This window comes from Rhodoferax aquaticus, assembly GCF_006974105.1.
GTDB lineage: Bacteria > Pseudomonadota > Gammaproteobacteria > Burkholderiales > Burkholderiaceae_C > Allorhodoferax > Allorhodoferax aquaticus_A.
The window spans coordinates 3,410,949-3,424,096 of sequence record NZ_CP036282.1; the positions used below are offsets into that span (position 1 = coordinate 3,410,949).

13 protein-coding genes are annotated in these 13,148 nt (G+C 51.2%); 6 read left to right on the forward strand and 7 right to left on the reverse strand.

Annotated elements, in window-relative coordinates; all coding sequences use genetic code 11:
- Nucleotides 1–52 precede the first annotated feature (52 nt).
- From EXZ61_RS15690 to EXZ61_RS15720, 7 genes are all read right to left on the reverse strand, one after another.
- Entirely contained in the window at nucleotides 53–505 is a 453-nt protein-coding gene (locus EXZ61_RS15690) for a hypothetical protein (protein WP_142812655.1), read from the reverse strand.
- 27 nt (nucleotides 506–532) lie between these two features.
- Nucleotides 533–2,119, reverse strand: a complete 1,587-nt coding sequence (locus EXZ61_RS15695) for a phage tail tape measure protein (RefSeq protein ID WP_142812656.1) — start codon at nucleotides 2,117–2,119, stop codon at nucleotides 533–535.
- A complete protein-coding gene (locus tag EXZ61_RS15700) occupies nucleotides 2,116–2,499 on the reverse strand; it encodes a phage tail assembly protein (protein WP_142812657.1) in 384 nt (127 codons plus the stop codon). Before EXZ61_RS15700 ends, EXZ61_RS15695 begins: the two co-directional genes overlap by 4 nt.
- A gap of 17 nt (nucleotides 2,500–2,516) precedes the next feature.
- A complete protein-coding gene (locus EXZ61_RS15705) occupies nucleotides 2,517–2,843 on the reverse strand; it encodes a Mor transcription activator family protein (RefSeq protein ID WP_142812658.1) in 327 nt (108 codons plus the stop codon).
- 87 nt (nucleotides 2,844–2,930) lie between these two features.
- Nucleotides 2,931–3,674, reverse strand: a complete 744-nt coding sequence (locus EXZ61_RS15710; RefSeq protein ID WP_142812659.1) for a hypothetical protein — start codon at nucleotides 3,672–3,674, stop codon at nucleotides 2,931–2,933.
- Between the two features lie 152 nt (nucleotides 3,675–3,826).
- Entirely contained in the window at nucleotides 3,827–4,738 is a 912-nt protein-coding gene (locus EXZ61_RS15715) for a hypothetical protein (protein WP_142812660.1), read from the reverse strand.
- 65 nt (nucleotides 4,739–4,803) lie between these two features.
- Entirely contained in the window at nucleotides 4,804–5,334 is a 531-nt protein-coding gene (locus EXZ61_RS15720; RefSeq protein WP_142812661.1) for a helix-turn-helix domain-containing protein, read from the reverse strand.
- A 628-nt stretch (nucleotides 5,335–5,962) separates the two neighbouring features.
- Between EXZ61_RS15720 and EXZ61_RS15725 the strand changes: the two genes are divergently transcribed.
- From EXZ61_RS15725 to EXZ61_RS15750, 6 genes are all read left to right on the forward strand, one after another.
- On the forward strand, nucleotides 5,963–8,269 hold the full coding sequence (locus tag EXZ61_RS15725; RefSeq protein ID WP_142812662.1) for a DDE-type integrase/transposase/recombinase: 2,307 nt from the start codon (nucleotides 5,963–5,965) through the stop codon (nucleotides 8,267–8,269).
- 46 nt (nucleotides 8,270–8,315) lie between these two features.
- Complete coding sequence (locus EXZ61_RS15730; RefSeq protein ID WP_142812663.1) at nucleotides 8,316–9,032, forward strand: AAA family ATPase; 717 nt, start codon at nucleotides 8,316–8,318, stop codon at nucleotides 9,030–9,032.
- 385 nt (nucleotides 9,033–9,417) lie between these two features.
- Entirely contained in the window at nucleotides 9,418–9,762 is a 345-nt protein-coding gene (locus EXZ61_RS15735) for a hypothetical protein (protein WP_142812664.1), read from the forward strand.
- Nucleotides 9,763–9,945: 183 nt separating this feature from the next.
- Complete coding sequence (locus tag EXZ61_RS15740; RefSeq protein ID WP_142812665.1) at nucleotides 9,946–10,911, forward strand: ABC-three component system protein; 966 nt, start codon at nucleotides 9,946–9,948, stop codon at nucleotides 10,909–10,911.
- Complete coding sequence (locus EXZ61_RS22515) at nucleotides 10,898–11,125, forward strand: ABC-three component system middle component 6 (protein ID WP_142812666.1); 228 nt, start codon at nucleotides 10,898–10,900, stop codon at nucleotides 11,123–11,125. The genes EXZ61_RS15740 and EXZ61_RS22515 overlap by 14 nt, the downstream gene beginning before the upstream one ends.
- Entirely contained in the window at nucleotides 11,116–12,846 is a 1,731-nt protein-coding gene (locus EXZ61_RS15750) for a DUF2326 domain-containing protein (protein ID WP_142812667.1), read from the forward strand. The genes EXZ61_RS22515 and EXZ61_RS15750 overlap by 10 nt, the downstream gene beginning before the upstream one ends.
- Nucleotides 12,847–13,148 lie beyond the last annotated feature (302 nt).

The window sequence follows — 13,148 nt, forward strand, 5'->3', positions numbered from 1 at the left end:
CATTGGGCCGAGCAAAGTCTGAAGGTTGGAAGTGCCAGGATGGATTCCCAAATTAAGCAAACATAATGCTTCCGACTACGTCATTGGCAGCAACAACCGTAGTGTCAGTGTCTGCGGCACCTGCCAATACGGTAATTCCGATACCAACGCTGAAAGCAATCCCACCTTCAACAGTTACTTCTGATTTCCCATTTGGGGGTATCGGGATTACCAGAAAGACGTTTGCGCCCGCCGTTACCCCACTCGCCAAGTTATGGAGCTTCACAAACTTCCACGCAGCAGTGGTGTTTGCCAACTGCCATCCAATAACGCGGCCTGGTGCGGCTTTAATCTGACCGGCATTGGCGCCTGCTGCGCTGACCAGATGAAATCTAGAAGATGCTCCTATTGCATCTGTCCGATATTGCACATCTGCTGAGACCCTTAAAGCGCCCCAGGTGCCATCCGGCAATTGCACAGCAGCAATTGGTTTGAGCGCGCCGCTTGCACCACCTTCAATAAGCATTTATTTCTCCAAACCAAATTGCACGTATTACGGCGTTGCCATCGACATGCCGCTGTAAACATCAAAGTCGACACCTGGGTTGTTCTTCTTGACCTCGGCCACGCGGGCGCGTCCATCCTGGTCAATCTGCAGGCGAATGGTGCCGCCCACGTCCGACTTCTGGCCACGGCCTGTAGGCAGTGCAGACATGGCGTCCACGCCCGTGGCGTTGCCCATTGCGTCAAACGACGCCGAGCCGCCCGTGTCGCCACTGAAGATGCCCTTCACGGCCTGGCCAACCTTTGCGGCCAGCTCCACCACGGCCATGATCTTGCCCATGATCCAGTCGTAAACCGAGGTAAAAGCCGTTTTGATACCGCCCCAAAGGTCCGCAAAAAACTGTTTGATGGGCTCCCAGTTCTTGTAGATCAGCACGACCAGGCCAATGATCGCGGCGATCGCAGCCATGAACCAACCCAACGGCGTGGACATCAGCGCAACGCCCAGGCTCCAGATCGTGGGGATCATGGTGATGATTGCCTTGGCAAGGCCGTAGACAGAGAAGGCGAGCTTTGCACCCATGATGCCGATGATCAGGTTGATGACGTTGGCCCAGCCGCCCATCAGGTTCGCCACATTGTCGACAGCAGTCGCTACAGTTACCAAAACGGCACTCACTTTGCCAACACCCTTAAGAAATCCGGGCAACGCATTGATGATGTTGCCGATGGTTTCACCCATCGACTTACCCCACTCACCACGATTCGCAACATTCAAAGCCGTGATGCGCTGGACCATCGCGTCCATTGCCGGGAGTGCAGATGCAGTGATTGCAGACATGACGCCGAAGATCGACGACTTCATTTTGTCGAAGTTGTCGTTGAAGTCTGCCATCGCAGCAGCGGTATCGCCCTGCACCACGGCACCGATTTGATCGGCTTCCTTGTAGAACCCACGTAAGCCTTCGCTGCCCAGATCAAGCACTTGCTTAAGCTCGGCACCACCACGCCCCATGAGTGCCTTCATTACGGCGATCTTGTTGGCTGCGTTCTGACCTGCATCGCCGACCTGGTTGAACTTGTCTGAGATCGCTTCAAAGACCTCGACGGCATTCATACGCTTGAGCTGGTTGAGGGGAATGCCTACACGGTGAAACCACATTGCCGCTTCTTTGCTGCCAGTCTTCGCCTCCACCATGTTCTGGCTCAAGAACTGGAGGGCATCGCCCATTGCCTCTTGACTAGCGCCGTTCTGTTGGGCCGCATAGCCCAGGCGCTGGTACATCTCCACGGTGATGCCCAGCTTCTTGCTCACATCAAGGGCATGGTCGGTCTCATCAATGGTTCGCTTGAGAGCCCAGAACACACCGCCTGCAGCAATCGTTGCGGCACCGAATGCTTGCGACATACTTTGTGCAGTGCCTGATAGGGCTTCAAACCGCTGTTTAACCTCACCGGCCTGGTTCTGCAGGCGGTTGCCCATGAAGCGGCCAAAGCGGAACGCTGTCTCTGCAGACAGCGCACCGATGCGGCGGATAGGTTCGCCGATCTTGTCAATCGAACGCCCAATGCGGCTCAAAGGCCCAGTTGCCCTGTCGAGAGCCTCAATAACAAAGGCGAGTTTCAAATTACTCATCTCGTGCGCTTCGTCTTCTGTGGTGAAAGAGTTTTCTTCACAGAACTTGCAGATACCGATGCCAAATAGAGCTCAACGGAATTCGCAATTTCGGTCAAGACTCCTGCTGCGATTGCGTCTAAATCAGAACTGTCCAGCAAAGTGACAACGTCAGGTGAGTAGCCAGTCAGTGCTGAAATACTCAAAATTGTTCGATCAAAATCAGAGTCGATTTCATCCAATTTAGGAATACGTAAGGCTGGATCAAATACCAGCTCGCGTATCGTCTTCTTCCCGGTCTGATCTATGAGTTCCACGGGATATTGCAACTTGACCAAATGCTTGCGCCGAAAGGCCGGAGACGTATCAACCTTTGCATGGGCGACTTTGAACGGATTCATTTTGTCATCGCAAAATATTAATTGCGCGCCTTCTTTTCAGCGTGCACTTTCCCAAGAACTCTGTACACGTGAGGAATACTTACGTTGCACATCCGCGCAACTTCCAATGCGTTGTTCCCTTTAAAGTTCTCGATAATTTTCTCCCTGGTCGCTTTTGCATTTTCAATTCGACCTTTGGGAAAGTAGATCAAGGAACCGCCCCAAGTATTTATGAGGCAGTTAGTTGTTGAATCTGCGACAGACCGGGCTATCTCTAATGACACTCCGGCAGAGTTCAGGCTGCTCAATAGCAGCTCCCTCAACTCCTTAAGAAGTTCCGTATATGCAGCCTTTGAACCCGCCATAAACAATCCTTAAAAAGGGTGTGGGAATGGGCTGTTTAGGCGCTCTAGGCGCTCAACCACAACCAAGTGAAGCCCATTCCCACGAAATCAGATAGTGACGTTGACAGCTTTAAATTCTTCAATCAACTTAGCCATTGCAATTTCTGATGCCCCGCCAAAAGTATCCGCACGCGCAGAATGCAAAAGCCATTGATTGAAGGGAATCGCACGCCCCTCAAAGGCTGGCCCCTTAAAGATCGGCACACAGAAATCGTCCTTTGCAAAAAGAATGACATGCTGCTTTTGGAAGTTGCCCGTTGTCGCTGCCAGGATTCTTTCCAAGCCGGACAATTTTTTGAATGATTCGCTCAAGGCGTCGGCTTGCTCAACGTAGTCGAAGCCTATGCAAGCAGCCTCCGAGTGGAGGAAAGCAATTTTTTTGCTACGGAGTTCAGCAGCAATACTTTCTCGCCGAATCTCTGACTCTCGAATTAGCTTTTTCAGCCCAGCAATTGAATCGTTGCATCTCTCCGTAGCAGAGAAATTATTCCGCTCAATTTCATCTTTTTTTGTTTGCACTGCGTTGCGCTCGGCTTCCAATGCCTGCAACTCTTGAGTGGTGCACTTTCCGATTTCAAATAGAGCGAGACCGCGACGATAAGCCTCCAAGGAAGGCTGCGGGTCAGGGATATCAATCAAGGATTCGCGCAATGCGCTTTCAATTTCACGCAATGACAAATTCAAATCAACAATTTCTTGATCGACTTTGTCCAGATCACTCGCAAGCGAAACCACGGCGTCAATGCAGACCTGCCGGTTCGCCACTGCGGCATTTTTTCTCTCTTTACTCATACTGAACCCTGTCAATAAACTTGGCCTTGAAACAGAGTTCAGTATCTTTTTACTTGGCTAAAAATCCTTCTAACTTAGGTTACTAAATGCATTACAACGGAGCACTACCGTTGGAAGGGCTCAGCCATTGGAAATGCAGGCATAACGGGCATCTATGGCTTTGGCAATTGCTTGAGGTAGGCCACATATAACTCATGCTCGTCACTGTTCAAGCCGGATGCTTCAGATAGCTTCAACAAATTTTCCTGCGTGAGCAATGCACGTCCACTGCGCACCGCCCTTGCGGCGCGCTCCAAAACCTCATCGAGTTCCCCCAGCCATCTGGCCCATTTCCGTAGCTGCTCAAAAGTCAGTGTGTCAATGTTCGCTGCATTCAACTCTTTGATTCGTTCCGACACTCCGTCTATCAAGAGAACTTTCAAATTATTTTCGGGAAAGAGTGCCTCCAATCCCTCCAATTTTCCAATCAGAATCGACACGTAATGTGGGCGCATTAAGCGACGGCCCTGAGCTTGCTCTAGTTGTTCGATTTCAACCTCTGTGGCCTCTCTTTCGTAGGTCACATTCTGATCACGCACCTTCGCCATTGCGGCGATACGACGAACAACCGGAGCAGGAACTTCTCGAATGTTTTGCAATGCATTCAACTGCTTATAGACCCAATTTGCCCCGTACGCCTCTGTACGTATTGTCGTGACGTGTTCTGCGACCTCTTCACAGCGAAAGTAGAAATTCCATAATTTTTCGCGGTTTTCCTTCTCGGTCATGTCGCGATCAAACTTATTCGAGAGCGTTTCAAAATCGACGCCGAAGTAAGTCCTTCCGCAATCCTTCCCAATATTTGTCTCGCGTCCGTCCTTCGTCACGACGATATAACCCTTACCGTGGGGAGTGTGGCAATTCGACAACCCACATGGCACATAGTCCTTAAACGCGTATCGGCCAATGATCGAGACTAGGGTGTGCTCTGCGGGGTTGAGATTCCCGTTAAAACCAGCGCGGTCAGTGATGTCTGACCAACTATCAACTCGAACAATTTCTTTGTCACTGTTCAATACGATCATCTGACACTCTTTCTGTTTGAACTACCTGGTTTTCCCGTTGCACCAGCATCGGATTCGGAATGTGATTACGCGGCCTTATCAAACGACTTCGCGAGTGCGCTTATCCGCAGAATTTCCTGCTCATTACGCCCAGCATTTGGGTTCTTTACCTCTTGCTGCCGGAGTACCGAGACCGTGGCGTGGGCTAATGAGCCCAAGGCAAGATTTACTCGCATTGTCAAAACTTTCGACTGCTCTACTCTGTCGGCAATAGAACTTAATTTGCTGTAGATCGCACAGGCGTTCGACAACACATACGGGAAAGTATCGTCCCCACCTATTTCATTGGCGCCTCGCCAAAGCGCGTGGAATACAGACGAAAACAGGTCTACGTCAATGGCACCGGACCCAGCGGAGTCACCGACTCCAAGTAACAACCAGTCCAGTGAGATTTTTCGCTGGACCGCAAGCTCACACAGCTTTTCGTACGGCACTGTTCCTCGCGCCTTCCAAGTAGCGTAGTTCGCGGCAGTCACTCCGAGTGCCGCAGCCACATCTGAATCCTGCCTCGCACCAACGACTTCCCTCACACGGGAAAAGATTTCTGCTTGCTTCATGGAAATGACGATACGACATCTTTTAATGTCATAATGATTGATATAAATTACGTTTTGTTAACTTTGGAGCACCCATACATGCCTAAGCCTCAAAGCCCAGCGCACCTACCTTCAGATCCGCTCAAGATGCATTTTGCTCTCAAGGAACGTGGCAGTGACTTTTCCAAAATTGCGCGCGCGCTCTCCACTGAAGATCGCCCAATTACGGGCTCAATAGTGCGATCTGTTGTCTACGGAATAAGTTTGAAGCACCACGAAATCGTGATGGACGAGATCAAACGCGTACTTCAGCGACCCGCATTGCGCATGCAGCACAGATAGAACCAAGTCAGAAACCTTCTGTCATGTTTACGCGTGCACAGCCATCTAACAAACTGACGGGAGCTCAAACTCCTTGGCGGCACGCCGTCCATCGTTTTGATTGCCAAACCCATCTACGGCTGAATGTCGACCAAGACTCCATTTCAAAACCATGCGTAGAACGCCGTAGAACGGGCCTAGGATCGACAAAACATGTACCCAAGCACCTACCCCCTAGCCAATTAGCCATTTCGCCTCGTAGCCGGATTTGGTCGACTACTACTAGCGGAAGAGCCGTTTACCAGCAGCAGAGGGGGGCCTCTATCCAATGAGCGCCCTGCCAAAAGACTGGCTAACAGCCGCCGAGCTGCTGGGCTTGCCCAACATGCCATCCGACAAACGCGGCGTGCACCGTAAGGCGCTGGCCAGCCACTGGACGTACCGGGAAGTCTCGGGCAATGGAGGCACCCGCCGTGAGTACCACGTATCCAGCTTGCCCGCCACCACACGTGCGGCCTTGTCCTGGAACACCACCGCCGTGCTGGCTGGAAACGCTGGCCAGGCCCTTCAGGCTGCAGCCCAGGTGGGCGCGGTTGAGGGGGTCAAGGTCGAGCTGAAAACCAACCTAGCCAACCAGATCGCCGAGACGGCCAAGGCGGACGGCCTGCGCAAGCTGGCCGCAATGCCCGCAAATGACCAGCGCCGCATGGATGCCAAGTTGCAGGTGCTACGCGCCCTGGAGGAATTTCAGCAGGCCAGCGGCCTGGCCATGACTGTGGCCGAGCATCAATTCAGCGCCGCCTACCGGCATGGCCACATCGCGGTCGAGCAATGGGTGCGCGACCTGGTCGGCACCGTGTCGCCCAGCAGCATCCAGCGCTGGAGGCTTGCAGTGCGCAAGGACGGCATTACCGCTTTGGCTGGCGCTTACGGCAATCGCAAAGGCGTTTCAAAGATTGACTCATATCCCCAGGTGCGGGAGTTTGTGCAGGCGATGCTGGTGAGCTTCCCCGAGTCGCGGGCGACCCAGATCATGCATGGCCTGCGCACTCGCATGGCGGGCGATATTTCCAGCGGCAGCGTTGAGCTGCCCAGTATGCGCAGCCTGGAGCGCTGGATGGACACCTGGCGCGAAAAGAACGCCCAGACGCTGATGGCCCTGTCCAACCCCGACGCCTGGAAGAACAAATACATGGTGGCCTACGGTTCTCAGAGCGAGAACATCACCCTGATCAATGAACGCTGGGAAATGGACAGCACCCCGGCGGACGTGATGCTGGCCGATGGCCGTCACAGCGTGCTGGGAGTGATCGACGTATATACCCGCCGCTTCAAGCTGCTCGTCAGCAAGACCAGCAAGGCCGTTGCGGTGACCGCGTTGCTGCGGGAGGCTTTGCTGGCTTGGGGTGTGCCATTGCTCATCAAGACTGACAACGGCCAGGACTACAAGAGCAAGCACGTGGCCTATGTGGCCGAGAACCTGGACATCAAGCAGGACTTCTGCCCACCATTCCAACCCTGGCACAAGCCCCACATCGAACGCGGCTTTGGCACCTTTGCACGCAGCCTCATGGAGCTGCTGCCTGGCTTCATTGGGCACAACGTGGCCGAGCGCAGTGCCATCGAGTCGCGCAAGAGCTTTGCCGATCGCCTGATGACCCGTGGCGAGGTGGTGGACATCAACATGACCGCTGCTGCTTTCCAGCTGTTCTGCGACCAATGGACCGATGGCCTGTATATGCATGAGCCCCATGAAGGCCTGCACCGCCGCACACCCTATGCGGTCACCAATGCCAACAGGGAGCAGGTGCGGATCATCAAGGACGAGCGCATTCTGGACCTGCTGCTGGCCGAGGCCGCTGGTAGCAATGGTGGATATCTGACCGTCCAAAAGAAGGGCCTGAAAAGCGACAACGCCTGGTTTATTGCCCCCGAACTTGAGGCCTATGTGGGCCATCGGGTCATGGCGCGCCAGCTGCCCGATCTGGGCCAGCTGGTGGTGTACGGCGGCGACAACCAATTCATATGCGTGGCCGAGTGCCCAGAGCGCACGGGCATGGACCGCAAGGAGGTCGCTGCCAAGGGCCGGGAAATGCAGAAGAAGCGGGTGCAGGAGGAGCGTGCTGCCCTCAAGGCTGCAGCCAAGCGCCAGAACGTGGACAACATCGTCCAGGAGATTCTGGTCGACCGCGCCCAGGCTGCAGGCAAGTTAGCAATGCTGCCACGCACCACCAGCGAACACAGCAGCGCGGGCCTGCAGGGTGCCGCCAGCGCGATGGCCGAGATCGACCGCGCCCCAGGCACCAGCGCCGAGCTACTGCGCCTGGAGGGTGTATCCGAGCGCTGGAAGCGCCTGCAGGCCGAGACCGCCATCAATGAAGTGCCTGCGGGCAATGACAACGAACTGGCCCGCCACCGTCAGGAGGCACAGCCTGTGTTCAACACGCCCCATGAGCGGGCTCAGTGGATTGAGAAGCGCAGCCGTGTCCGTGCTCTCACCGAAGAGGAGCGGGACTACATGGCGCGCTTCAAGAAGAACAGCCCGGCCAGTTATCGCCGGATTGTGGAACTCGTCAATGAGGTGCCCGACAGCCGCACCCAGCTGACAAAAGCACCAGCTTCAGGGACTGATTGAGACATCGGCTGATTAAAGAATCGAACCAAAGTGGAAGGAAAGCAAGATGCGCCAAAAACTGGCAGGAGTGAAAAACGTTGCAGCCCTTCAAGCTGCATTTGAATCACTTGCAAATCGTGATTCTGGTATCCCCGGCATGGGCCTGGTACATGGCTTCACCGGAGCAGGTAAAACCACTGCGATCAGCTGGTTGGTAAACCGTACCAACGGTGTGTATGTGCGGGCCTACAGCACATGGACACCCAACGCAATGCTAGCAAGCATTACGCATGAATTGGGGGCTGAACCGCTACATCGAAGCTCAGCAATGCTGAAGTTCATTACTGCCACACTAGAACAACAAAACCGCCCACTCTTCATTGATGAGGCCAACTACTTTGCTGGCGATACGGCCATGCTGGACACGCTGCGCGATATCCACGACGTGAGCAACGTGCCTGTGATCCTGATCGGGCATGAAGGCACCGAGCGCAAGCTGATCCACCGCGCACAGTTGGCCCGCCGCATCAGTGAGTGGGTCGAGTTCAAACCTCTCGATGCGGAAGACGCCCGCATCCTGGCCGATACGGTGGCAGAGGTCGGGATTGCAGACGATCTGCTGGCTGATCTGCATGCCCAAGCGAAAGGCAGCATGGGCCTGATAACAGTGGGACTGGCGCGTGTAGAAGCGATGGCTAAAGCAAATGATTGGAAGTCAGTTGACGCCGATCAGTGGGCCAGCAGACCATTCTTTTTGGGTAATGCGCCCAAGGCAAGGGACTAAAAATGGGCCGATCTTTAGGTGCGCGATGCACAGCCGTAAAAGCGGACAACGTGGCTCGACGCCAAGCGTGGCAGTCAATGAGGATCATGCGACGTTTCACGCGCGCGGATATCTTGACCACCGCAGCGATCGACTCAAGCAATCTTAAAAAATACGTTCAAGCCCTCATTCGATTTGGCTTTTTGGAGGTTTGCTATCCACGGAAATGCGGCGTTGCTGGCAGCAGCGATGTCCTCAAAATCACAAGGGACACGGGCCCTAGACCGCCCATCATGCATTCAGACCACTCAATGACAGACCCGAACACGGGCGACCGTTGGTATACGCCCAACGTAGAGGACCGCCCTCTTAACTCAGACCAACCTCAAACCATGAAGGAATCAGCATGAAAACTTGTACCGACAACAAAATACAAGCCATTGGGCACGCGCAGCGGCTAAAAAACATTGCAGCACTTCAAGAAACAAAGCAAAAACTCATCCTTGAGGCTCTACACGCGACAGGCGAGGTTGGCATGTACCTTGAAACGCTGGTACCGCTCTTTAGACAGAGTATTTTTGCTGTGTCAGACGCAGAGCTAGCGAGCATCTTGCGAAGCTTGAAAAAACGTGCGCTTGTCCACCTGTCTCTAGATGAATCTAGGCATTGCTTCGTTCGGCTTACCGCCAAGGGCGCACGTTCACTCGTAACGCCCCTAAATCACAGTCAGGGCACGCCGACGCTGCATTGAGAGCTCAAACACTTCAGCAAATCAAACCTCCTACGCCAGGAGGTTTTTTTTGGCCAACACGTTTTACCAATCTACGAGGGTTACAACGCATCGTTCACCCCTATCAAAAATGGAATGCCTATGAGGTAAGCTTGCGCCAGGGAGAGCTGCAATGCTTCAAAATCAACAAAAATTTCTGTCTCTATGAATCGCTCGTTCTATTGGGACCTTTGCGAAGAGCGCCTTTCCATTCTCTGCACCCGCGTGGAGTTACGAGGCAAATTGAATATCCTCAACTTCCATTTGCATGCAGAGGATTTTTATGTGAACTTCCTCAATGTTCTTTTCGGATACTCACTGAAGAACATGAACGCAGTCGCACAAAATGCTGAAGGCATTGATTTAATAGATACTGTCAATGCGCTTGTACTTCAAGTGTCATCGACAGCTACCAAAACAAAAATTGAGTCAGCGCTGTCAAAAAATCTAGCGGCCTACAAAAAGTATCGTTTTAATTTTGTTTCCATTTCAAAAGATGCCTCCGACTTGAGGAAACAAAATTTCCTGAATCCGCACGGCCTAGCCTTTGATCCTCAGAATGACATTCATGATGTCAAATCGATACTGAGCTTCATACAGCATTTAAATATCGACAGGCAACGGGTGATTTATGACTTTCTTAAAAAAGAACTTCAGCCGATAAATGACACCTCACCCGTTGAAACAAACTTAGCTGAGTTAATTAATATCCTAGCGAAAGAGGATATCGAAGACACAAGCCACACATCATTGCCCATTGCGTTCGATGTAGACAAAAAGCTAGTTTTTAACAATTTAGTCGCTGCAGCGATAGTGATTGAAGACTATAAAATTCAACACCATCGAATCGACAGGATGTACGCCATATTTGATTCTGCCGGTCAAAACAAAAGCAAGGCCGTTCTCAGCGGACTAAGGCAGACATATATTAAATTGAGTGCCAAGTATGCTGGCGATGATTTATTCTTCCAGGTGGTCGAGCATGCCGTAAGAACGGTACAAAACAGTGCAAATTACATTGCAATGCCCTTGGACGAGCTTGAAATGTGGATCAATGCATTGGCCGTGGATGCCTTCATTCGCTGCCGTATTTTTAAGAATCCTGTGGAGCCAGCCAATGCTACTTCCTGAAAACGTCCACCCAGCAAACAGTCTGTATTTCAATGGCGCATATGTCCTAGCGGCATTGAAGAGGATCGGGGAAGCTGATCTGATGGGACTTTTCATTGAATCGCGAAAATTGCATGAAATGCAATTTCCACTTTTCACACTCACCTTGGATTGGCTTTATTTGGCGGGCATGATTTCCAATAATACTAACGGAAACATTGAAATATGTTCTTAAAGTCGCTTCAAATTTCGAATACCCAAGGGGTGATTCGCGACATTAAATTTCATGCAGGCTTGAATCTGATCGTTGATGAAACCCCAACGGATGCAGGCGAGACGACCGGAAATAACGTTGGTAAAACAACAGTATTGATATTGATAGATTTTTGCTTGGGTGCTAGTGCAAAAGGAATCTACACAGACCCCGAGAATAAAAAAACAGAATACGCGCTGGTCAAGAATTTTCTTGTCGACACGCAGGCACTTGTTACCCTTACATTGACCGAGAATTTAGACGATGTCCTCGCGAAGGAAGTAGTCATCGAGCGCAACTTTCTGTCCCGTAACAAGTTAGTTCGACGCATTGACGGCGTACAAAAAACCGAAGATGAATTTGAGGAAACCCTTACAAATCTTCTCTTTCCGAATCACTACGGCAAGAAACCAACATTTCCTCAAATCATTTCTCATAACATCCGCTACAAAGAATTAAGCGTTACCAATACTCTAAGAACGTTGAATCAATTCACTCGCGACGATGAGTATGAGACTTTGCATCTATTTCTACTGGGATGCGATTTTGATCAAGGGAATGCAAAACAAAACATCCTCGGAAAAATTCGCGTAGAAAACTTATTCAAGGCACGCCTTGAATCGACTCAAACCAAGTCAGCATATGAGGCCTCGCTGGCGTTGCTTTTGACGGATATTGAAAAATTAAATGCCAAGAAATCTGCGTTACGAATCAACCCAGATTTCGAGTCTGATCTGAACAGACTGGATGAGATTAAATACAAAATCAACTTCACCAGCACCGCAATCAGTAGACTGAAGTTACGTCAAAGCCTTGTAATAGAAGCAATGGATGACATAAAGTCAAACCGTACTCAGATTGATGTTGGTCAGCTAAAGTCGCTGTACGACGATGTGACAGGCAGGCTATCTGGAATACAAAAGAGTTTTGAAGAACTTGTAGCTTTTCACAATCGCATGATTGAAGAGAAAGCGCGATATGTCTCTAAAGAGCTTCCAGCGTTAAAAGCACAGATTGAAGAGCATGAGGCGACTCTGCGAAAATTCCTTGCTGAAGAACAGTCGCTGGCAGAGAAGGTTTCAAAAAGCGATTCTTTCGAAGAGCTTGAAGCAATAATAATTGTCTTAAATGAAAAACATCGTCGCAAAGGTGAATACGAGAAAGTTATTCAACAAATTGCGGATACCGATGCCCAGTTAAGAAACCTCAACGCTGACCTGACCAGAATCGATGACGATCTTTTCTCATTCGATTTTGAAGCAAAAATTCAAGTACAGCTCAACAAGTTGAATAGATTTTTTTCCGAGATTTCTGAAGAGCTTTATGGTGAACAGTACGCACTGAAATATGACATCGTCACCAACAAAATGGGGCAACGTCTTTATAAATTCAGTTCATTCAATACAAATTTCAGCTCTGGCAAGAAACAGGGAGAAATTACTTGTTTTGATATTGCATATACGTTATTCGCCGATGAGGAAGGCATACCTTGTTATCACTTCCTCTTAAACGACAAAAAGGAGTTAATGCATGACAACCAGCTCAGCAAAATTGCTGGCCTGGTAAATCGCGAGTCGGCGCATGTTCAATTTGTCGCGTCCATTCTCAAAGACAAGCTCCCAGCTGATTTGAATAGGGATGAATATTTTGTTGTAAAGCTCTCGCAGACAGACAAGCTCTTTCGGATCGAAGCGGACACATAAATTCATTCTTCTACAAAAAACAGAAGCCTCAAAGGTGGGGCATGCCCTGTGGATAAGGTGGGGCAAAGGCCTCATAGCCTTGAAAAGGTGGGGCATCTGGAGTGCAGGGTGGCTCCAACCCCCCCAGGCTGGGGCTCTACAGGGGCGCGTGGGGCGTTTCAGGGGGCTTTATGCCGGGGTTTAAGGGCCTGTATTGATGCCCCAAACCATCTGCCGCACAGCCCCACCTTTCACCTCAGACCATGTGTCGCAAAGGTGGGGCACGGCCTGACCCCCTAGAATCGGGGAAAAGCTAGTGTTTA

What these genes read in the sequence shown, in the direction of transcription:
- EXZ61_RS15690 (WP_142812655.1), bottom strand. Translation starts at nt 505, where the DNA reads ATGCTTATTGAAGGTGGTGCAAGCGGCGCGCTCAAACCAATTGCTGCT.
- EXZ61_RS15695 (WP_142812656.1), bottom strand. Translation starts at nt 2,119, where the DNA reads ATGAGTAATTTGAAACTCGCCTTTGTTATTGAGGCTCTCGACAGGGCA.
- EXZ61_RS15700 (WP_142812657.1), bottom strand. Translation starts at nt 2,499, where the DNA reads ATGAATCCGTTCAAAGTCGCCCATGCAAAGGTTGATACGTCTCCGGCC.
- EXZ61_RS15705 (WP_142812658.1), bottom strand. Translation starts at nt 2,843, where the DNA reads ATGGCGGGTTCAAAGGCTGCATATACGGAACTTCTTAAGGAGTTGAGG.
- EXZ61_RS15710 (WP_142812659.1), bottom strand. Translation starts at nt 3,674, where the DNA reads ATGAGTAAAGAGAGAAAAAATGCCGCAGTGGCGAACCGGCAGGTCTGC.
- EXZ61_RS15715 (WP_142812660.1), bottom strand. Translation starts at nt 4,738, where the DNA reads ATGATCGTATTGAACAGTGACAAAGAAATTGTTCGAGTTGATAGTTGG.
- EXZ61_RS15720 (WP_142812661.1), bottom strand. Translation starts at nt 5,334, where the DNA reads ATGAAGCAAGCAGAAATCTTTTCCCGTGTGAGGGAAGTCGTTGGTGCG.
- EXZ61_RS15725 (WP_142812662.1), top strand. Translation starts at nt 5,963, where the DNA reads ATGAGCGCCCTGCCAAAAGACTGGCTAACAGCCGCCGAGCTGCTGGGC.
- EXZ61_RS15730 (WP_142812663.1), top strand. Translation starts at nt 8,316, where the DNA reads ATGCGCCAAAAACTGGCAGGAGTGAAAAACGTTGCAGCCCTTCAAGCT.
- EXZ61_RS15735 (WP_142812664.1), top strand. Translation starts at nt 9,418, where the DNA reads ATGAAAACTTGTACCGACAACAAAATACAAGCCATTGGGCACGCGCAG.
- EXZ61_RS15740 (WP_142812665.1), top strand. Translation starts at nt 9,946, where the DNA reads ATGAATCGCTCGTTCTATTGGGACCTTTGCGAAGAGCGCCTTTCCATT.
- EXZ61_RS22515 (WP_142812666.1), top strand. Translation starts at nt 10,898, where the DNA reads ATGCTACTTCCTGAAAACGTCCACCCAGCAAACAGTCTGTATTTCAAT.
- EXZ61_RS15750 (WP_142812667.1), top strand. Translation starts at nt 11,116, where the DNA reads ATGTTCTTAAAGTCGCTTCAAATTTCGAATACCCAAGGGGTGATTCGC.